16 protein-coding genes are annotated in these 19918 nt (G+C 68.7%); 11 read left to right on the top strand and 5 right to left on the bottom strand.

The features are described 5' to 3' along the window. Positions 1–20 precede the first annotated feature (20 nt). A complete protein-coding gene (locus LTI14_RS03215; protein WP_241463675.1) occupies positions 21–812 on the bottom strand; it encodes a methyltransferase domain-containing protein in 792 nt (263 codons plus the stop codon). A 167-nt stretch (positions 813–979) separates the two neighbouring features. Here LTI14_RS03215 and LTI14_RS03210 point away from each other — a divergent pair, with 167 nt between their 5' ends. Beyond that, positions 980–2524 carry a hypothetical protein gene (locus LTI14_RS03210; RefSeq protein WP_241470267.1) on the top strand — a complete coding sequence of 515 codons (1545 nt, stop codon included), beginning with the start codon at positions 980–982 and terminating at the stop codon, positions 2522–2524. 4 nt (positions 2525–2528) lie between these two features. On the opposite strand, the gene LTI14_RS03205 is transcribed toward LTI14_RS03210, so the two are convergent. Continuing rightward, positions 2529–3491, bottom strand: coding sequence for a DMT family transporter (locus LTI14_RS03205; RefSeq protein ID WP_241463677.1), 963 nt, complete (start codon positions 3489–3491; stop codon positions 2529–2531). 8 nt (positions 3492–3499) lie between these two features. Further along, positions 3500–3856 (bottom strand): metal-sensitive transcriptional regulator, encoded by a 357-nt coding sequence (locus LTI14_RS03200; protein WP_446740371.1) that lies wholly within the window; start codon positions 3854–3856, stop codon positions 3500–3502. Between the two features lie 117 nt (positions 3857–3973). Between LTI14_RS03200 and LTI14_RS03195 the strand changes: the two genes are divergently transcribed. The 6 genes from LTI14_RS03195 (at position 3974) to LTI14_RS03170 (ending at position 9979) form a co-directional block, all read left to right on the top strand. Further along, positions 3974–4195, top strand: coding sequence for a heavy-metal-associated domain-containing protein (locus LTI14_RS03195; RefSeq protein ID WP_241475784.1), 222 nt, complete (start codon positions 3974–3976; stop codon positions 4193–4195). Between the two features lie 5 nt (positions 4196–4200). Continuing rightward, the gene (locus LTI14_RS03190; protein WP_342357712.1) at positions 4201–6525 is read left to right on the top strand and encodes a heavy metal translocating P-type ATPase; all 2325 of its coding nucleotides are present in this window, start codon (positions 4201–4203) and stop codon (positions 6523–6525) included. A gap of 57 nt (positions 6526–6582) precedes the next feature. After that, complete coding sequence (locus LTI14_RS03185; protein ID WP_241475783.1) at positions 6583–7452, top strand: PhzF family phenazine biosynthesis protein; 870 nt, start codon at positions 6583–6585, stop codon at positions 7450–7452. Beyond that, the gene (locus LTI14_RS03180) at positions 7449–7985 is read left to right on the top strand and encodes a DUF1648 domain-containing protein (RefSeq protein ID WP_241475782.1); all 537 of its coding nucleotides are present in this window, start codon (positions 7449–7451) and stop codon (positions 7983–7985) included. Before LTI14_RS03185 ends, LTI14_RS03180 begins: the two co-directional genes overlap by 4 nt. A gap of 96 nt (positions 7986–8081) precedes the next feature. After that, positions 8082–8393 (top strand): hypothetical protein, encoded by a 312-nt coding sequence (locus LTI14_RS03175; RefSeq protein WP_241470263.1) that lies wholly within the window; start codon positions 8082–8084, stop codon positions 8391–8393. 98 nt (positions 8394–8491) lie between these two features. Continuing rightward, positions 8492–9979: an HNH endonuclease signature motif containing protein gene (locus tag LTI14_RS03170; protein WP_241475781.1), complete on the top strand. Its 1488-nt coding sequence runs from the start codon at positions 8492–8494 to the stop codon at positions 9977–9979. A gap of 395 nt (positions 9980–10374) precedes the next feature. Here LTI14_RS03170 and LTI14_RS03165 read toward each other — a convergent pair whose 3' ends face one another. After that, the gene (locus tag LTI14_RS03165; protein WP_241475780.1) at positions 10375–11802 is read right to left on the bottom strand and encodes a GntR family transcriptional regulator; all 1428 of its coding nucleotides are present in this window, start codon (positions 11800–11802) and stop codon (positions 10375–10377) included. A 149-nt stretch (positions 11803–11951) separates the two neighbouring features. Here LTI14_RS03165 and LTI14_RS03160 point away from each other — a divergent pair, with 149 nt between their 5' ends. The 3 genes from LTI14_RS03160 (at position 11952) to LTI14_RS03150 (ending at position 18230) form a co-directional block, all read left to right on the top strand. Further along, complete coding sequence (locus LTI14_RS03160) at positions 11952–15599, top strand: bifunctional proline dehydrogenase/L-glutamate gamma-semialdehyde dehydrogenase (protein ID WP_241475779.1); 3648 nt, start codon at positions 11952–11954, stop codon at positions 15597–15599. Between the two features lie 361 nt (positions 15600–15960). Beyond that, positions 15961–16662 carry an FMN-binding negative transcriptional regulator gene (locus LTI14_RS03155; protein ID WP_241475778.1) on the top strand — a complete coding sequence of 234 codons (702 nt, stop codon included), beginning with the start codon at positions 15961–15963 and terminating at the stop codon, positions 16660–16662. Then, positions 16659–18230 (top strand): amidohydrolase, encoded by a 1572-nt coding sequence (locus tag LTI14_RS03150; protein ID WP_241475777.1) that lies wholly within the window; start codon positions 16659–16661, stop codon positions 18228–18230. The genes LTI14_RS03155 and LTI14_RS03150 overlap by 4 nt, the downstream gene beginning before the upstream one ends. A 24-nt stretch (positions 18231–18254) precedes the next feature. On the opposite strand, the gene LTI14_RS03145 is transcribed toward LTI14_RS03150, so the two are convergent. After that, positions 18255–18449 (bottom strand): hypothetical protein, encoded by a 195-nt coding sequence (locus tag LTI14_RS03145; RefSeq protein ID WP_241475776.1) that lies wholly within the window; start codon positions 18447–18449, stop codon positions 18255–18257. Positions 18450–18659: 210 nt separating this feature from the next. Here LTI14_RS03145 and rlmN point away from each other — a divergent pair, with 210 nt between their 5' ends. Continuing rightward, positions 18660–19898 carry a 23S rRNA (adenine(2503)-C(2))-methyltransferase RlmN gene (gene rlmN, locus LTI14_RS03140; protein ID WP_241475827.1) on the top strand — a complete coding sequence of 413 codons (1239 nt, stop codon included), beginning with the start codon at positions 18660–18662 and terminating at the stop codon, positions 19896–19898. Positions 19899–19918: the final 20 nt, after the last annotated feature.

The raw sequence follows: 19918 nt of genomic DNA, 5'->3' as shown, positions 1-19918 counted from the left end.
ACCGGCTCAGCCTGGAATGCTCAGCCGCGCCCGGTGCTGCGCCGGGCGATGAAGAACAGCCGCCGGAACGGCAGGATCGTGCCGATCCTGGTCGCCGGGTAGGCCTCGCGCAGCGCGGCCTTGTACTCCGTGATGAACTCCTCGCGCACATCGGCGGGGAGAGCCTCGAGCACCGGACGCGCCGCCGCCGCAGAGATCCAGTCGAACACCGGGTCCTCACCCTGCAGCACGTGGTGGTACCGGGTCTCCCAGGCCTCGACCTCCCATCCGGGCAGGGAGACGTCGAGCATGTACTCACTCAGCTCCGAGGTGGGCTTGAGCAGCGACTCCGGGTCGATGTGCGCGGCATAGGGGCTCTTCGCGGCGAACTGGGCGAGCAGCTGGTGGCTCGGGGCGTTGAAGTTGCCCGGAACCTGGACCGCCAGCGCGCCGCCGGCGGCCACATTGTCCATGATGGAGGGCAGCAGCTCGCGGTGCTCGGGGATCCACTGCAGCGCGGCATTGGAGACGATCAGATCCGCTTGTCGTTCAAGGTCCAGATCCCTGATGTCCGCGCGGGTATAGGAGATCCGATCGTCATCGGTCGCCTCGCCGGCTCGCTGAAGCATCTCCTCCGAGGAGTCGATTCCGGTGATCCATGCCTTGGGCCACATCCCGCGCAGCACCGGCATCCCGTTGCCGGGCCCGCATCCGAGGTCCACGATTCGGTCTGCCTGGGGGGCTCGCACACGCTGGAGCAGGTCGATGAAGGGCTGGGTTCGTTCGGAGGCGTAGGTCAGATACGCACCCGGGTTCCACTGGGTACTGGGCATGGTCCGAGTCTAAATCGGGGTGCTGGCGCGCCGCGCGGGGGTCGACACAATCCGACACCGGGTCGCGTTGGCCGCGGAGGGTGGTGTAGCCGGGAGGCGGCGTGACCCCGGCGGACAGTAATGCGAACGAGTTGCAATTAAGCTGGCTCTAAACAAGAATGATTCGCATGAACACCAGACGCCTCACTCTGCCCTCCGTCTTCATGATCTCCGCCCTGGCACTTGTCTCCTGCGCCGACGGTGCGTCCGGGGATGGCCAAGCCGCTGAGGGGGAGACCGCCGCATCCGCTGAGCCGACCGCGGCCTCCGATGTCGCCGACGACGCCGACGACACCTCCGACGGCGAGGACGAGGCGGCTGCTGAAGCTGCCGTCGTCGAGCCCTCCGACCGGGAGACCCTTGCCGCCGGCGGCCCCAGCCCACGCCTGGCGATCACCCACGACGGCGGGGTCTCGGTGCTCGACGGCGCGAGTCTGGAGGTGCTCAGCGAGCACCAGGCAGAAGGCTTTCTCCGAGTCAACCCTGCCGGCGATGGTCGGCACTTCTTCCTCAGCGAGGGTGAGACCTTCCGGCTGATCGACGGCGGCACCTGGGGCGAGCCGCATGGGGATCACAATGATTACTTCACCACCGATCCGCACCTCAGCGATGTGACCGTGGATGGTCCCGCTCCTGGGCACGTGGTCTCCCACGACGGTGTCGGCACGCTGTTCTTCGACGGCAGCGGCGAGATCCACAGCTATGAGCTCGCTGAGCTCTCCGACCTCGACCTCGGGGCTGACTCGGAGCTGGAGACCGAGGTGGCCGAGACGCAGGAGGCGCACCACGGCGTGGCCGCGGTCTTCGCCGACGGAGGTCGCTTCGAGACCCTGGGCGATGAAGATGGCAGCAACGGTGCGCGCGTGCTGGACGCCGACGGCGAGGAGGTCGCGCGCAGCGAGGAGTGCCCCGGGCTGCACGGCGAGGCGGCAGGCCCCGAGGGCATGATCGCGGTGGGCTGCGAGGACGGCGTGATGGTCTTCGACGGCGCCGAGTTCTCCAAGATCGCCGCCGCTGAAGAGTATGCGCGCATCGGCAACCTCTTCCCGGCCGAGGACTCCTCGATCTTCCTAGGGGACTACAACACGGATGAGGACGGCGAAGAGCCGATGACCCAGGTCGCACTCGTGGACGCCGCAGATGAGGAGATCTCCCTGGTCGACCTCGACGCCGCCTATAACTTCCGATCCCTCGCCCGCGGACCTGAGGGCGAAGCCCTCGTCCTCGCCGAGGACGGCCAGCTGCACGTGATCGATGCAGAGACCGGGGAGCACGCCGACCATCTGGAGATCATGGGGGAGTGGACCGAGCCGGAGGAGTGGCAGGAGCCGAGCCCGGCCATCCGCGTGGTGGGCGACATCGCCTACATCACCGAGCCCGACGCGCAGGCGCTGCACATGGTGGATCTCGGCTCGATGGAGATCATCAACTCAGCCGAGCTGGACTTCACCCCGAACGAGATCGCCGCGGTCGACGGTCGGCCGGCCGAGGGGGCGGCGGAACATGAGGGTGAACACGGGGAGGACGAGGCCCACGAGGGGCATGGCCACACCGACGACGAGCACGACGATGGTGAGCCCGCCGAAGGCGAGGATGCCGATGACGAGCACGCCGATCATGATCACGCTGAAGACCAGCCCGCCGATGACGAGCACGACGATCATGATCACTGATCCCTCAGTGTCGCGAACTCAGTCCGCTCTCCACGGCTGAGTCCACAGGAAGGGTCGGGGGCACCACGCCTCCGGCCCTTCTTCGTGCCGCCGCCGCGGTCCACCAGGCTCCGCCGATGATCATCGCGCAGCCCATCAGCTGCCAGGCGCTGGGGATGTCGGCGAAGAGCACCGCGGCCAGTGCCACCGCGAAGACCGCGGAGAGCAGCATCAGCGTGCTGGACGCGGTCTCGGAGATCGCGGTCATGGCGACGTTGAAGCACAGGTAGGTGAGCACCTGGCCCACGAAGGCCAGCGCAAGCATCGCACCCCATCCGCCCAGCCCCTCCGGCACCTCCAGGCGACCAAGTCCGGTGGCGGCCAGCGCGGTGGTGACCCCTGCCGAGAGGCAGACCAGGCTGAGGATCGTGAAGGGTGCGGACTTGTGGCGCCGAGACTCTTTGGGCGCGGTGCGCCGGATGATCGCCAGATACAGCGCATACCCGGTGCCTGCCGCGAGTCCGGCCAGCACCCCCGCGAGCTGGACGTTCCCCAGATCCAGTGCGCCGGCGGTCAGCGCCACCCCGGCGAGCATCAGCGGGATGATCAGCGCCAGCTGGCGCATCGGCCGCACGCCCTCCATGGCCCACGCGATCAGCGGCAGGATCACGACCTGCACATTGATCAGCACGGTTGCGATGCCGGGCCCGATCATGTTGATCGAGGTGTTGTAGAAGCTGTAGTCCACGCCCAGCGCGACCCCGGCGATCAGCGCTCCGACCAGTGTGCGGCGCGAGAGCTTGGCCCTTCCCCTGCGGCGCAGCAGCTCCCAGGCCGCCAGCGGCAGCAGCATCGGCACCGCGAGCAGGCAGCGCCAGGCTGCGACGCTCAGCGGCTCGCCGTCGATCGCGGAGATCATCGCCGCAGAGGCGGCCATGGCGAGGGTGCCCACCACCATCAGGGCTACGCCGCGTGCGGGAGTCATCATATGAGTGGTCAGGACTTCACGAGGCGGCGGATGGCTGCCGTGGCTTCCTGGATCTTCTCCTCGGCCTCATCCCCGCCGACGGCGACCGCATCGGCCACGCAGTGCCGGAGGTGGTCTTCCAGCAGCGCCATCGCCACGTTCTCCAGCGCCGCCGTGGTGGCGCTGATCTGGGTGAGGATGTCGATGCAGTAGGTGTCCTGCTCCACCATCCGGTGGATCCCGCGGGCCTGCCCCTCGATCCGGCGCAGTCGGCCCAGGTAGCGGTCCTTCTGCGTCATATAGCCATGATGCTGCTCCTGGGTCGCAGTGTCGGCAGGGGCATCGGCAGGGATGTTGCCAGGGTCGTCGAGCGCTGCGCTGTCCATGGATCCTCCTCAGGTGGCCGAGGCCACCACTATATGAGCTGTGTTCCACAAATATACCCTGAGGGGGTATATTTGAGAATGTTCTTGCACCACCATTCGTCTGCCGAGGAGCTCATCATGACCGACACCCGCCGCTACAGCGTCACTGGAATGTCCTGTGGACATTGCGAGAGCGCCATCCGGGCAGAGGTCGAGCAGCTCCCCGGCGTCTCCGGCCTGGAGGTCAGCGCGGACACGGGGCGCCTGGAGATAGCTGTCACCGACGACGCAGCCCTCACCGACGAGACCGTCCTCGCCGCCGTGGACGAGGCCGGCTACGACGCCGTGCGCCAGCTGTGAGCTCGGTGAGCACCGGGCGCATCGAGCTCGAGATCGGCGGGATGACCTGCGCCGCCTGCGCGCAGCGCGTCGAACGAAAGCTCAACAAGCTCGACGGTGTCACGGCCACCGTCAACTACGCCACCGAGAAGGCTGCTGTCCAGATTGCGGATTCCGCAGACCGCGACGCCGCCGACCGCAGCTCCGTCGACCGCGACTCCACCGTCGCGGAGCTCATCGCGGCGGTGGAGAAGACCGGATACAGCGCCCAGGAGCCGGCGCCGCTCACCGAGGAGCCCTCCGCTGCGAGCCCGGCCGCGCGGGAGCTGGTCGGGCTGCGTCGTCGTCTGCTGATCTCCGCCGTGCTCACCGTGCCCGTGGTGCTGCTCGCCATGATCCCGGCGCTGCAGTTCCCCTGGTGGAACTGGGTCTCGCTGGCACTGACCCTGCCGGTCGTGCTCTGGGCCGGGTGGCCCTTCCACCGCGCCGCGGCGCTGAATGCGCGCGCCGGCGCCGCCACCATGGACACGCTCATCTCACTGGGCACGCTCGCGGCGCTGCTCTGGTCGCTCTACGCCATGATCTTCGGCGCTGCCGGCGACCCGCGGCTGCGGCACGAGTTCGTGTTCTTCGCCGAGCCGCCCTGGCTCTCCGATGCCGCCCACCACATGGGTGCTGCCAGCATCTACTACGAGGTGGCCGCTGCGGTGACCGTCTTCCTGCTGCTGGGCAGGTACTTCGAGAAGCGCTCCAAGTCCAGCGCCGGGCAGGCGCTGCGCTCGCTGCTCAACATGGGAGCCAAGGAGGTCTCGGTGCTGCGCGACGGCTCCGAGGTGCTCATCCCGGTGCGCGAACTCGCCGTCGGGGACGAGTTCATCGTGCGCCCGGGGGAGAAGATCGCCACCGACGGCACCGTGGTCACCGGCGCGTCCGCGGTGGACATGTCGATGCTCACCGGAGAATCGGTGCCGGTGGAGGTCACCCAGGGTGACAGCGTCACCGGGGCCACGATGAACTCCTCCGGACGACTGATCGTCCGTGCCTCGAGGGTCGGTTCCGACACCCAGCTGGCCCAGATGGCCCATCTGGTTGAGGAGGCGCAGTCGGGCAAGGCCCAGGTCCAGCGGCTGGCAGACCGGATCTCCGGGATCTTCGTGCCCATCGTGCTGGTCATCGCGCTGGTCACCCTGCTGATCTGGCTGCTCCTCGGCCCCTCTGCGGAGTTCGCGTTCACCGCCGCCGTGGCCGTGCTGATCATCGCCTGCCCCTGCGCGCTCGGGCTGGCCACACCCACGGCACTGCTGGTGGGCACCGGCCGCGGCGCGCAGCTGGGGATCCTCATCCGCGGCCCCGAGGTCCTCGAGGCCTCGCGCGGCATCGACACAGTGGTGCTGGACAAGACCGGCACGGTGACCACGGGGGCGATGAAGCTCGCCGCGATGCACTCGGCACGCGCCTGGAGCGCTCCGGATTCCGCTGACGACGACGCCGAGCTGCTCCGTCTCGCCGGCGCGCTGGAGTCAGCCTCCGAGCACCCGATCGCCCGCGCCGTGACCAATGCGGCGCGCGAGACCCTCGGCTCGACCTCCGGGAAGCTGTCTGAGGCGAGCGATTTCACGAACCACCAGGGGTATGGCGTCTCCGGGACGGTCTCCGGGCGCACGGTGACGGTGGGCCGCCGCGAGCTGCTGCGCCAGCAGGGGATCGAGCTTCCGGCCGAGGTCGCCGGGCTGCTCGCCCAGGCCGAGTCGCAGGGATCGACCCCGGTCCTGGTCGCAGTCGACGGCAGCTTCGCCGGGGTTCTGATCGTCTCGGATGCGGTCAAGGACACCTCCGCCGAGGCCGTGGCCCGCTTCTCTGCCATGGGACTCTCTACGGTGCTGCTCACCGGTGACAACGCCGGCGCCGCAGACCGGGTGGCCGCCGAGGTCGGCATCGATGAGGTCATCGCCGAGGCGCTGCCGCAGGACAAGGTGGCCGCGATCATCCGGCTCCAGGAGCAGGGACGGACAGTGGCCATGGTCGGCGACGGCGTCAACGACGCGGCCGCGCTGGCCCAGGCGGATCTGGGCATCGCCATGGGCACGGGCACCGATGTGGCGATCAACGCCGCGGGGATCACTGTTATGCGCGGAGACCTGCGCTCGGTCGTCGATGCTCTGGCGCTCTCGCGCCGGACACTTCGAGTGATCAAGTCCAACCTGTTCTGGGCCTTCGGCTACAACGTCGCCGCCATTCCGCTGGCCGCGCTGGGCCTGCTCAACCCGATGCTCGCCGGCGCCGCGATGGTGTTCTCCTCGCTCTCGGTGGTGGGCAACAGCCTGCGGCTGCGCGGGTTCAAGGGCGTCTGAGCAGAATCTCCGTGGCGTCAGGGTGCCGCGCCGCGGAACCCTGTCTAAGATGAGCCCATGTTGAAGCCATTTCGCCAGGTCGACGTCTTCGGCGACGGACCATTCATGGGCAATCCCGTCGCGGTGATCGCCGAGGCCGAGGGCCTCAGCGACGAGCAGATGCGCACCATCTCGCGCTGGACCAATCTCTCCGAGTGCACCTTCCTGCTGCCGCCGACCACGCCGGAGGCGGACTACCGGGTGCGGATCTTCGCCCTGGACAAGGAGCTGCCCTTTGCCGGGCACCCCACCCTGGGCTCGGCGCGCGCCTGGCTGGACCAAGGGCACGAGCCGCGATCAGCCGGCGTCGTCGTCCAGGAATGCGGTGTGGGTCTGGTTCCGGTGCAGATCGGCGATCAGACGCTCTCCTTCGGCGCACCCGGCCTGGTGCGGTCGGGGCCGATCGCGAAGGCGGCCCGCGAGATGCTCACCGACGCGCTCGGCATCACCCCTGATCAGGTGCTGGACGCGGCCTGGGTGGACAACGGTCCCGGGTGGGTCGCGCTGCTGCTGGACAACGCCGAGACCGTGCTGGGCGTGACCCCGGATCTGAGCAGGATCACCGATCCGGAGTACCGCTTCCTCGGTGTGGTCGCCCGGCAGCCCGAGGGTGCGGACACCGCTCTCGAGCTGCGCGCCTTCTTCCCAGACGACACCGGCGCGCTGCGCGAGGATCCGGTCACCGGAAGTCTGAACGCCTCGGTGGCGCAGTGGCTGGAGTACTCGGGCAAGATGTCTCCGCCCTACGTGGCCAGCCAGGGCACGGTGCTGCAGCGTCGCGGCCGGGTGCACATCGAGGGCGAGGGCGAGTCGCTCTGGGTCGGCGGCCGGACCGATGTCGCGGTCAGCGGAACCATCGAGGTGGGGGAGCTCGGCCCATCGGTGTGATCCAGGCTCGCGGCGCGACGCTCATTCCGGGCAGGCTCGCGCTGATCGTCGGCCTGCTGGTCTATACGGGGGTGCTCGCCTGGATCGCGCTCGCCGGACCAGATCCGCTGCCCGCGCATCTCGGCTTCGATGGGACACCTACACGCTGGGCGTCCAAGACCTGGGTTCTCAGCGCCGCGGCAGTCACAGGGGCGGTGGTGTTCGCGGTGGTCCTCGGCTGCCGAGTGCTGATCAGCCGCGTGAGCCCCGAGCTGCTTTCGCTGCCCTCGACCAGCGCCGAAGCGTACTGGACCACGCCGGAGCGCCGGCCGGAGCTGAACCGGCGGATGAGTTCGGATCTCGAGCTGATCTTCGGCGCCACCTACCTGCTGCTCGCCTGGATCGCCGCCGGGCTGGTGCGCGCGGCCGACGGTTCGGGTGATCCCACGCTGACCGTGGCGATCCTGGTCTACGCCGCGGTGCTCGTGGGGGTCACCCTGATGATGTTCAGGAGCCGGCGCTACCGAGCTCCGGAGGGCTGGGCTGATGACTGAGTCGACGGCGCCAGGGTCCCCGACCGCGCTGATCCGGCGGCTGCGCTGATCCGGCGGCCGCGGCGCGAGGAGGCGAATCACATCGCGGCGGCGCACGTGGCCACCTGGCAAGAGACTTACACGGACCTGCTCCCCGCCGAGTTCTTCGCCGAAGGGCATTCTCGTCAGCGCCGCGAGATGTGGGCACGGATCCTCTCCGAGCTGCGGGCCGAGTGGAGCGTCCGGGTCGCAGAGCCCGATGGCGAGATCATCGGCTTCGCGATGGCAGGGCCGGTCAGTCTCTGGGTGGCCAAGCAGAACCCGCGTGCCATGGCGTTCTACCGCCGCAATGGGTTCCGCTGCGACGGAACTGAGAAGCGGGATCCTGGCGCTTCCGCCATCACGGACATCCGGATGGTGCGTCCCTGAGACGGGTCTCGCTGACCCATCGACCTCCCTTCAAATAAAACCAAACTGGCATGAACTGAACTATTGAATCTCACCCTATTAGAAGATATATTCGAATCATGCAGGTTGTACTCACTGATCCGAATGCAGAGCCGCTGCGGGAGTCCCAGCGGCAGCTGAATCGAGGTCAGGCGGAGCAGCTGCGCCTGCTTGTGGACTACGTGGAGTCCTTCCTGCGTGACACCGCGGTGATCGAGCCCGAGCTCATGCGCAGCGCTCGCGGTCATGCGACCGCCGAATCGGCGGCCATCATGAATGCGGCAGAGGCCCTGGGGGCCAGCGAGGGGCACGTGTACACCCAGTACCAACAGGCCTGTTTCGCCCGGCACCACCTGCCGCGAGTGTGGGGCGCGGTGCGTGCCGGAGATGTTCCCGTCCGTTCTCTGGTCCGTGTGATCTCAGCGGCTGAACGCCTCGTCGCTCCGGTGCACCGGGAACGCCTCGACGCCGAGGCCGCGACCTATGCACTGACCCATCGGCCGGCGCGGCTGAACGCCTGGTTGAACCGTTTTGTGGCTCGAATGGAGCCTGACCAGCATGTGCAGCGGTGTCGCCGCAGCCATGCCGAACGCCGGGTATGGCTGGAGCATCTGGAGGATGGAGTCAGCATCCTTCACGCGATGCTGCCCACTCTCACCGCTGAGGCCATCAAGAACCGGTTGGTGGATGTTGCCCGGAGCCCGAGGCAGGACGTCCCCTACGATCCCTGTGTCGAACGGCCGGTGGTGGGGAGGGTCGGCGCCGGGGGTATGACCAGCGCTGCTGGCGCTCCGGGTGGATTCGACTGGCTCGGCCTCCCGGGTGGCGGACCTGATGCTGGGTCGGACGCCGGGTGGGAGGCGCCGAAGCTGGGACCCGCCGAGGACCCTGTCGGGGTGGCCGGTGACGGTTCCTCAGAGCGCGCCGCAGCTCCGACGAACCGAGAAGCGGGGGATCCCAGGACCCAGGCCCAGCGGGAGGCAGATCTCGTCTCGCACTGGCTGCTCGCCGGTCAGAGTGAGTCCGGCACACCCATCAACGCCCACGTCGGAATTCTGATCGAGCCCGAGACCTTGCTGTCGGGTTCGGGCTGGGCCGCGGGCACGCCTCGGGGTGCTGGGCAGCCCGCGCTGAGTCGAAATCGGCGGCACGCCTATCCGGCAGAGATGATTCGGCGGATCATCCTCAGCGAAGAGCATCAGATCACCTGGACCCCGGTGCCGGCGCCGGTCCCAGCCGCCCGGTCCGCCCCATCCGACGCCGCGCCCGCTCCACCGGATGCCGCGCCCGCTCCACACGTGGCGGCGTTCGAGCCCCTGATGCGGGTCTATGAGAGCCGATTCGTGCCCAAGCTCCTTCGTCGGGCCATCGAGTTCCGCGATGGCACCTGCCAAGCGCCGGGATGCATGGTCGCAGCTGAGCACTGCGACATCGATCATCAGATCCCATGGCCCCACGGCCAGACCACGGCGGCCAATCTGTGGGCGTTGTGTCGCAAACATCATCGGCTCAAGACCGCAGGTTTCCTGGACGTTCCCGCCGACCGTCCACCCCCGGCGAGCCCGTAGGCCAGCCCTGATGACAGCACCCCTGGGGGAGTGTTGCCAGCGCGAAGATCCTGCCCAGGTTTCCGGTCTGCGGCCCTGTCCGATGCCCCGGTGTGGGGCTCCGTCGCCACGAAGGATCCCATGACCGACGAATACCGACATTCCGCCTCCGGCCTGACCTCCGGGTGCGAGGAGCGGCAGGGGCTGGAAAACATCAACCAGGTGCGGCGCTGCGCCTCGCATATCGTCGCGATGAAGGACGACTGCATCGCCGCCGAAGGCACCGCGGCGCAGGTCGGCACCGAGGAGGCGAACCCCAGCGTGTTAGGTGTCGACTTGCGCGTGATCGAGGACCCAGGGGCCAGCGCCGCTGATGATTCCCATGGCGCCGGTGCACCGACTCGCCGGCTGAGCGGCTACCGGCTCAGCCGTGACCACAGCTCAGCGTCGAAGGACTCCGGAGCCAGCGCAGACATGTGCCGTACGGCATTGTCGAGCTTCAACCGCCAGGCTCGCACTGCAGCTTCGGCGTCTCCGGCCAGCACCGCGGTCAGGATGCGCCGGTCATCGCTGACGATGCGCTCCACCGCGGGGCTGTAGTCCAGGCGCAGCACGGCGATGAACATCCGCACCCGCAGGGTCAGCGCATGGAACCCCCGCGCGGACTGGCTCAACCCGGACGCCTCCGCCAGCTCCTGCTGAAACTGCAGATCCGCCAGGCCGACATCGAACCGGGTGCCCTGAATCGCCGCCGCCTCCACCGCCCCCAGCGCCAGTCGGACCGGCAGCATCCGGTGCCGGGGCTGCACCGCGCAGGCCCTGAGCAGGACCATCCCGAGGTGCAGTCGGGCTGCGTACAGGTCGACGACGTCCGCCCCGGTCACTGCGGGAACCCTGAAGCTTCCCTGATGGAAGTCCAACAGCCCATCATCGACCAGTCGGCTCATCGCCGCGCGGACGGCGCTGCGGCCGAGTCCGAGTTGACTGCCGAGCACGTCAGGAGAGAGGCGGTCGCCCGCGAGGAAGCCCGAATTGGTGATCTCCCGGCGCAGTGCGATGGCGATCTGTTCAGTCACCGAGAGCTCCACCTGGGAGAACCAGCGGTTCCGCGGCGACCGCTCCGGGTCGGTGGGCAGCGCGGCATCTTCGGCGCCCAATTCGGAATCTGAGTCAGAAGAAAATTCGTTTTGCTGGGCCCCTCGCTGCCACTCTGTGCCGTGCAGTCCTCGTCCGGCACGTCGGGCCAGGAGATCCAGCAGGTCACCGGGAATCGCGTCGGCGGTCGGCGCACAGAGGCTGAGCAGTGCAGCTGTGCGGTCGAGGAACTGATCCCAATCGGGGGCATTGGCGTCCCAGCAGGCGCTCAGCTGGTCTGGGTCGTGAACGGCGACCTCTGCGGGGTGAGCCGCGCCGGCATCCCGGACCCGCCAGCGCGCGGCCTCCGAAGCGTGCAATGAGGCCATCAGGGCAGTGGACCGACGTTCCGCGACGGTCTGCTGCCGGATGGCGGTTCTCGCCTGAGGGGCGAAGCGCAAGATGATTCGCGGGAACCTCACCTGCAGCTCCGTCACGACCAGGTCGCCGACCGCCGGATCCGGAGCCCCGCCGAGCCGTTCGTCCACTCCGTCGCCATCTGTGCCCCCACCGGCCCCGCCTGCGCGGGCCCGCCGGATCCTCCGGCAGGCGCGGCTGACCAGCGTCTGGCTCAGTCCGGTGAGCTCGGCGATGCGCCGGGTGGAGAAGTCCGGTGTGCTCACCCTCGCCCCGGCCGTCGCGAGCACGCTGGCCACGATGTCATCAGCCGTGTCCTGGATCCGCGGGCGGCCCCGACCGGTGGTCTGCATGCTTGCCAGTCTCCACCATTTATGACTCAAAAGATACGGAGAAAACCCGTCATGGGGTGCTTCCCGAGTGTGTGACGACACACACTGGAAGTCAGTAGACCGAGCACTCCGACAGCTGAACCCGCATCCTTGCGTGAAATGAGGCCCCGATGTCCACTCAGAACACCGCCGAGCTCACCGACCTTTCCGAGGCCGCAGTCTCCAAGGTCACCCGCTGGCTGCAGCGCGGCCCCGGTGAGACGGGTTCCAGCAAGCCGAGCAAGCCGAGCAAGCCGAGCAAGCAGAGCAAGAACCACGCCGCCGCGGACAAGTCCGCCCAGCGACTCTCCGCTGTGCTCTCCCATCCCAACGGCCTGGACTTCACGGTGGGATTCGTAGACCGGGTCATCCGCACCGAGGACACCAGGGCCGCCGCCTCCGCGCTCGCTGAGCTGGGCGGACTCGCCCCGGACACGCTCTCTTCGCTGGACCGGGCGCAGATCCGCGCCGGCAGCGCGCTGGCCAAGACGCTGCCCGACGTCGTCGTCCCCGCGGCCCGCGCGCGGATGCGATCCATGGTCGGTCACATGGTCGTCGATGCCCGAGACAAGCCCTTCGGCAAGTCCGTGGCTTCGATCAAGCAGGACGGGCATCGGCTGAACATCAACCTCCTCGGCGAGGCGGTGCTCGGAGAGGCTGAGGCGGACAAGCACCTGCAGGACACCGTCGACCTGCTGCGCCGCGATGACGTCGACTACGTCTCCATCAAGGTCTCCTCCATCGCCTCGCAGATCTCGATGTGGGGCTTCGAGCAGACCGTGGACTATGTGGTCGCCCGGCTCATCCCGATGTACCAGGAGGCGGCCAAGGCTCCCGCGGGATCCAAGTTCATCAACCTGGACATGGAGGAGTACCGCGACCTCAACCTGACCATCGCGGTGTTCACGACCCTGCTCTCGCGCCCCGAGCTGAAGCACTACGAGGGTGGCATCGTGCTGCAGGCCTACCTCCCGGATGCGCTCGGCGCGACCCAGGAGCTTGCTCAGTTTGCCAACGCCCGGGTCGCGGCGGGCGGAGCAGGGATCAAGATCCGCCTGGTCAAGGGCGCGAACCTGGCTGTGGAGAAGGTCCACGGCGAGATCGCCGGCTGGCCCCAGGTCACCTGTGAGTCCAAGGAGGCCACGGACGCGAACTACAAGCTCGTCCTGCACTGGCTGCTGACCGAGGAGAATATGGCAGGGGTGCGGATCGGAGTGGCCGGACACAACCTCTTCGACATCGCTTTCGCCCACCTGCTCGGCGCCGAGCGCGGTGTCACCGGGCAGATGGAATTCGAGATGCTCCAGGGCATGGCCACCGAGCAGGCCGAGGCGGTCAGCGCCGACGTCGGCCAGCTGCTGCTCTACGTCCCGGCAGTGCGCCCCGCTGAGTTCGACGTGGCCATCTCCTACCTGGTCCGCCGGCTCGAGGAGAACGCTGCCAGCGAGAACTTCATGTCAGGCATCTTCGAGCTGGAGGTGGACGGCTCCGGCCGCGGCAGCGAGGTCTTCGAGCGCGAGGCCCAGCGCTTCCGTGACTCGTTGGCGCTGCTGGAAGAGATCCTCAGCAAGCACGGCCACACCGCGCCCGGCCCGCAGCACACCCAGGATCGCAGTCTTGAAGAGCGGCAGGGTGCTGAAGCGCTGTCGAGCGCGGGCGAGCTGAAGAACGACGACGCCGCCGCCCTCCCGCCCTTCGTGAACGAGCCCGATACCGATCCCGCGCTGCCGGCGAACCAGCGCTGGGCCGCGGACGCCGTTGCCCGCGCGTCACAGCCAGGCTGGCTGGAGGGTCAGTCGCTGCCGGAGAAGATCAGCGGCGAGCGCATCGATGAGCTGGTGGCCCAGGCGCGCGCGGCGGCCGAGCCGTGGGCGGCGCGCCCCGCCGTCGAACGGGCCCGCATCCTCTACCGGGCCGCAGACATCCTGGCCGCGCGCCGTGGACATCTTGTCTCGATCGCCGCGGCTGAAGTGGGCAAATCCGTGGCCCAGACGGATCCGGAGATCTCCGAGGCGATCGACTTCGCCCGCTACTACGCGCACAGTGCCCTGGAGATCGAGCAGGTCGAGCATGCCCGGTTCATCCCGGACCGCCTGGTGCTGATCACCCCGCCGTGGAACTTTCCGCTCGCCATCCCGGCAGGCGGCACCTTCGCCGCGCTGGCCGCCGGTGCCGCGGTGATCCACAAGCCCTCGAACCACACTCCGCACTGTTCGATGGCGATCCTGGATGCGCTCTGGGATGCGGGCGTTCCGCGCGAGGTGCTGCACGGGGTCTATCCCTTCGAGGGCGCGGACGGCAAGCGCCTGGTCTCCCACGACGGGATCGACCGGGTGATCCTCACCGGCGCCTCCGAGACCGCTGCGATGTTCCGCTCCTGGAAGCCCGCGCTGGCGATCAATGCCGAGACCTCCGGCAAGAACGCCCTGATCGTCACCCCCTCGGCGGACCGCGACCTGGCAGTGGCGGACCTGGTCACCTCGGCCTTCGGCCACGCCGGGCAGAAGTGCTCCGCCGCCTCGCTGGGCATCCTGGTGGGAAGCGTCTATGACTCGGAGCGGTTCCGCCGCCAGCTGGTGGACGCCGCCTCATCGATGGTCGTGGACTGGCCGAGCAGCCTTGCCGCCACCGTCGGCCCGCTGACCGAGGAGCCCAGCGAGAAGCTGCGCCGCGCGCTCACGACCCTTGAACCCGGTGAGTCCTGGCTCCTGGAGCCCAGGCAGCTCGATGACACCGGCCTGCTGTGGTCCCCGGGAATCAAGGACGGCGTGAAGCCCGGATCCTTCTTCCACCTCACCGAGGTGTTCGGACCGGTGCTGGGGCTGATGGAGGCCACTGATCTGGACGAGGCCATCGCCGCGCAGAACCAGGTCGACTTCGGACTCACCGGTGGCATCCACTCGCTGGAGCCCGCAGAGGTGAGCACCTGGCTGGACAGGGTTCAAGTCGGCAACGCCTATGTCAACCGGGGCATCACCGGGGCGATCGTCCAGCGCCAGTCGTTCGGCGGCTGGAAGCAGTCCTCGGTGGGGCTGGGCTCCAAGGCCGGCGGCCCCAACTATGTCATGCTCTTCGGTCGCTGGGAAGATGACATGGTGGGTGTCGCGGCTCCTGCCGGAGGCTCCGCCAGGGCTGTGGTCGAGGAGAGTGTGGGGAGGCTCATGGACTCAGCCGTCAGCTCCGGGATCGTCTCCGGGGCTGATCGCTCCTGGCTCGCCGCGGCCGCCGCCGATGATCAGCGCTGGTGGGAGGCCGAGTTCGGTCAGCCCGCTGACCGCACCGGGTTGGAGAGCGAGGCGAACATCTTCCGGTACCTCGGTGAGGACGTGCTGCTGCGCGTGGGCGTGGACGCCACCGCGGTTCAGCTGCTGCGCGCGCTGGTCGCAGCCCAGCGCGCCGGGGCAGACGTGAGCATCTCGGCGTACCCCAAGCTGCCGCCCGCGACTGCGAAGGCGCTGGAGCTGGGGCGCAGGACGCTGAAGCTGACGGTGACCCAGGAGACCACGGGTCAGTTCTCCACGGCGCTTGCCGCCGGTGTGCATGACCGCGGAGTCGGGGTGCGGGTGCGGGTGCTCGGCGCCGTGGACTCCGAGCTGCGCACGCGGCTCGCGGAGCGCCCTGAGGTGGCGCTGATCGCCGATGAGGTCACCGCCTCCGGCCGGGTGGAGCTGCGCTATTGGCTCAAGGAGCAGGCGGTCTCGATGACCCTGCACCGCTTCGGAAACCCCGCGCGGGACTTTCACCGATTGGCGCAGGAGCTCAAGCGGCCGGTGGTCTGAGGCTTGACCAGGTCACTCGCCGAGGCGGATTCGCAAGGTGTACGCGGCCGACAGTTCTTCGGCCGCAGTCCGGGTCCTCGGTCCGTGCGCGCTGAGACTGCGTGCGTTGAGACTGCGTGCGTTGAGACTGCGTGCGCTGAGACTGCGCGGCCTGACCGAGCAGCGGCAGGAACGCCCGGCTGGCGCGCAGCATCGGCGGCTCGGGCTCAGTGAACACGTCCAGCCCTGCACCGCGGGCGGCCCTGCCGTCCTGTCAAGGCTCTCCGTGCTGGTCAGCGGCTCCAGGGCGGTGAGCGCGCTGGTGTGCGTGAAGGGAGTCCTTCCACTTGGTGCGGCCGAGGCAGCTCCCTATCCTGGGGGGATGCGTCACAACCCGGATTACGCCCTCGAGGACCTCGAGGCCATCAAGGACCTGATCACTGCGCACCCCTGGTGCACCTTCGTGGCACACACCCCGGCGGGCCTCGTCGCCTCGCACTACCCGGTGATCCTCGAGGAGCAGGCCGACGACGACGGCGGGCTCGTCCTGCTCAGCCATGTCGGTCGGCCCGATGAGGCCAAGCTCGGGCTGGGTGGTGCTGGCGGGACCGAGCCGAGCGAGCTGCTCGCGATCATCCAAGGGCCGCACGGCTACATCTCACCGAGCTGGTACGGCAGCCGCCCGAATGTGCCCACCTGGAACTTCGCCGCGGCGCACCTCTATGGCGTGCCCGAGGTCCTCTCCGAGACCGAGAACCTCGCCGTGCTGCACCGCCTCGTGGAGCACTTCGAGCGCCCGCTCCCGGACCCGCACCTGCTCGACGCCACGGAGGAGAACAGCGAATACGCCCAGCGGATCGTGCGCGGGACCGTCGGGTTCCGGCTGCGCGTCACCCGCATCGAGGCCAAGGAGAAGATGAGCCAGGACAAGTCCATGGAATCAGTGCGCAACATCATCGATGAGCTGCGCGGCACCGGCCCCTATGCGGACCCGGCGCTGGCAGATCGGATGTCCCGGGTGAATGAGGCGGCACTGAATGAGGCGGCACTGCGGGAGACCGCTGTGAAGGGAGATGCCCGATGAATCCAACGTCACGGCGTTCTGACTCGCTGATCCTGCGCAACGTCCGGCTCCCCGGTGGGGATGGCGCGCTGACCTCGGGCCCGGTCCTGCACGATGTGCACCTGGTGGATGGGCGGGTGGCATCCCTGGCCCCCGCCGGGCCGGGGGCCCGGCGGGGAGGAGCTGCAGGCGCCGACTCCCTGGACGCCGACGGCCGCTTCCTGATCCCCGGGCTGTGGGACCACCACGTGCACTTCACCCAGTGGGTGATCGCGCGGCGGCGCCTCGACCTCGCCGCGACCACCAGCGCGGCAGAGGTGCTGCAGCTGGTGCGCGGGGCGCTCAGCTCCGACCCGGCGCTCGCGGTGGAAGGTTCGGAACAGGCGGGCTCCGGCGTCGTCGGGTACGGGTTCCGGGATGGGCTCTGGCCCGACCTTCCCTCGCTGAGCAGCCTGGACGAGGCGACCGGTTCGGTGCCGGTGGGCCTGATCAGCGGCGATTTGCACTGCATGTGGCTCAACACCGCGCTGCAGACTCGACTGGGAGTCTCCACGGACGCCAGCGGGCTGCTGCGCGAGGCGGACTCCTTCGCCGTGATGGACCAGCTCCAGGACCCCGCCGCGCTGACCCCCGAGATCTACCGGCAGACCGCTCAGGCGGCGGCGAAGCGTGGGGTGGTGGGGATCGTCGAGTTCGAGAATGCCGACAACATCTCCCAGTGGCCGCTGCGCACCGCGGCCGGAGTGGACTCGTTGCGCGTGGAGGTGTCCGTCTGGCCCGACCGGCTGCAGTCGGCGCTGCTGGCGGGGATCTCCACCGGCGATGCGCTCGACGAGCGTGGACTGGTGACCATGGGGCCGCTGAAGGTGATCTCCGACGGTTCGCTGAACACCCGCACCGCCTGGTGCTGGGACCCCTATCCGGAGGTGGACCGTCTGCATCCGCACAGCTGCGGGATGCAGACGGTGCCGATGGATGAGCTGCAGGATGTGATGCGTCAGGCCCGCGACGGGGGGATCGCCGCGGCGATCCACGCGATCGGGGACCGGGCGAACAGCGCCGTGCTCGACGCGTTCGAGGCGCTGGCCATGCCGGGAGTGATCGAACATGCCCAGCTGCTGCGCTGGGAGGACATCCCGAGATTCGCCCGGCTCGGACTCACCGCCAGCGTGCAGCCCGAACATGCGATGGATGACCGTGACGTGGCCGATGCATATTGGGCCGGGCGCACCGATCGGGCCTTCCCGCTGGACGCGCTCACCCGCGCCGGGGTGCCGCTGCGGCTGGGCTCCGATGCGCCGGTCGCCCCGCTGGACCCGTGGGTGGCCATCGCCGCGGCGGTGAGTCGAAGCCGCGACGGCCGGGACGCGTGGCATCCGGAGCAGCGCCTGGACCCGGCCACCGCGCTCGCGGCAGCCACCCGCGGGGGCACCGCAAAGGGAAGTCACCAGGTCAGCGAGGGAGACGCGGCGGATCTGGTGCTCGTGGAGACCGATCCTCTCGCTGATCCTCAAGCCGTCGGTCTGCGTGAGATGGGCGTCTCCGCGACGCTGCTCGGCGGTCGGCTGACCTACGACGGGATCAGCTGAGCGGCTCGGAGTGAGCGAAGCGCGTCAGTCTCTCCAGGCCTGGTGCGCCAGCAGCGCCGCCAGGCAGTTGCCGCCGTAGAGCACGATGGTGATCATCCCGACCGGGAGATCGGACTCAGGCGCAAGCAGGGCTCCTTCAGGGGCTGCTGGAAACCCGGTCGCGCCAGCTGAGCTCCGCCCGCCTGAGGGCAGTGTCAGCACCGGGCATACCGGTTCCACGCCGCCCATGGGACAATCAGTGCGATGTCATCTTCGAAGAACTCGCGCCCCGAACCGTCCAGCTCCGCGCCCAAGCAGGGGCCGGCCCGCAATGCCTCCGGGACGCCGAAAACCGCAACCGGCGGTCCGCCGAGAAGCTCCACGTCGGCTCCGCCCGCAGATGCCACGCGTCCGCAGATCCGGCCCAAGGCAGAGGGCTGGAAGCAGCCCATGGACGCCGAGGGTCGACCGAAGCTTCAGTTCGCGCAGCCCAAGGTCAAGCAGCCGCCCAAGCACCTGGCGGACATGACCCTGGACGAGCGGATCGCCCGGGCCAAGGAGCTGGGCATCTCCGGCTTCCGCGCCAAGCAGCTCTCGGTGCACTACTTCCGGCACTACACCTCGGACCCGGAGCAGATGACCGATCTGCCCGCCGAGACCCGCGAACAGCTGGTCGAGGAGTTCCTGCCCCCGCTGCTCACCGAGGTCCGCCGGCTCAAGACCGACGACGGCGCCACGATCAAGTTCCTCTGGCGGCTCTTCGACGGCGCCATGGTCGAGTCGGTGCTGATGCGCTACCGCAGCCGGATCACGCTGTGCATCTCCTCGCAGTGTGGCTGCGGGATGAACTGCCCCTTCTGCGCCACCGGCCAGAACGGACTGACCCGCAACATGTCTTCGGCTGAGATCGTGGACCAGATCGTCCAGGCCAACCGGGCCATCGCCGCCGGAGAGCTCGACGCGCCGAACGCCGCCGAGATCGCCGACGAGGCCGACCATGCGGCCCTGGGCGAGGAGACCGACTTCGCGGAGTCCGAGGAATCGGCAGCCGCGGGCAAGGGCGCGTCGTCGTCCCCCGGCGTGGGCCCGCAGCGGGTCTCCAACATCGTCTTCATGGGGATGGGCGAGCCGCTGGCGAACTACAAGCGGGTGATGAACGCCGTGCGCCGGATGGTGGATCCCGCGCCGGAGGGCCTCGGGATGAGCGCCCGCGGGATCACCATCTCCACCGTGGGGCTGGTCCCGGCGATCCGCAAGCTCGCCGATGAGAACCTGCCGATCACCTTCGCGCTGAGCCTGCACGCCCCCGACGACGAGCTGCGCGACGAGCTCATCCCGGTGAACTCGCGCTGGAAGGCCGATGAGGCCATCGACGCGGCGTACCACTACTACAAGACCACCGGCCGGCGGGTGTCCATCGAGTACGCGCTGATCAAGGACATGAACGATCACCAGTGGCGCGCCGAGCTGCTGGCCGAGAAGCTCAACGCCCGCGGCCGCGGCTGGGTGCACGTGAACCCGATCCCGCTGAACCCCACCCCGGGATCGATCTGGACCTCCTCGGAGCCCGACGTGATGCGAGCCTTCGTGAACCGGCTCGAGTCACTCGGGGTGCCCACCACGCTGCGCGACACCCGCGGCAAGGAGATCGACGGCGCGTGCGGCCAGCTCGCCGCCGCTGAGGACTGACACTTAAGGACTGTCTGCCC

Source organism: Nesterenkonia sp. YGD6 (genome assembly GCF_022565895.1).
Lineage (GTDB): Bacteria > Actinomycetota > Actinomycetes > Actinomycetales > Micrococcaceae > Nesterenkonia.
Note: the sequence above shows the minus strand (reverse complement) of the source record. Positions and strands in the feature narration are given on the sequence as shown.

Excerpts from the sequence above, each read along its gene's own strand:
- rlmN (WP_241475827.1), top strand. The coding sequence starts at position 18,660 with ATGGACGCCGAGGGTCGACCGAAGCTTCAGTTCGCGCAGCCCAAGGTC.
- LTI14_RS03150 (WP_241475777.1), top strand. The coding sequence starts at position 16,659 with ATGAATCCAACGTCACGGCGTTCTGACTCGCTGATCCTGCGCAACGTC.
- LTI14_RS03170 (WP_241475781.1), top strand. The coding sequence starts at position 8,492 with ATGCAGGTTGTACTCACTGATCCGAATGCAGAGCCGCTGCGGGAGTCC.
- LTI14_RS03160 (WP_241475779.1), top strand. The coding sequence starts at position 11,952 with ATGTCCACTCAGAACACCGCCGAGCTCACCGACCTTTCCGAGGCCGCA.
- LTI14_RS03215 (WP_241463675.1), bottom strand. The coding sequence starts at position 812 with ATGCCCAGTACCCAGTGGAACCCGGGTGCGTATCTGACCTACGCCTCC.
- LTI14_RS03165 (WP_241475780.1), bottom strand. The coding sequence starts at position 11,802 with ATGCAGACCACCGGTCGGGGCCGCCCGCGGATCCAGGACACGGCTGAT.
- LTI14_RS03210 (WP_241470267.1), top strand. The coding sequence starts at position 980 with ATGAACACCAGACGCCTCACTCTGCCCTCCGTCTTCATGATCTCCGCC.
- LTI14_RS03200 (WP_446740371.1), bottom strand. The coding sequence starts at position 3,856 with ATGGACAGCGCAGCGCTCGACGACCCTGGCAACATCCCTGCCGATGCC.
- LTI14_RS03185 (WP_241475783.1), top strand. The coding sequence starts at position 6,583 with ATGTTGAAGCCATTTCGCCAGGTCGACGTCTTCGGCGACGGACCATTC.
- LTI14_RS03205 (WP_241463677.1), bottom strand. The coding sequence starts at position 3,491 with ATGATGACTCCCGCACGCGGCGTAGCCCTGATGGTGGTGGGCACCCTC.
- LTI14_RS03195 (WP_241475784.1), top strand. The coding sequence starts at position 3,974 with ATGACCGACACCCGCCGCTACAGCGTCACTGGAATGTCCTGTGGACAT.
- LTI14_RS03155 (WP_241475778.1), top strand. The coding sequence starts at position 15,961 with ATGCGTCACAACCCGGATTACGCCCTCGAGGACCTCGAGGCCATCAAG.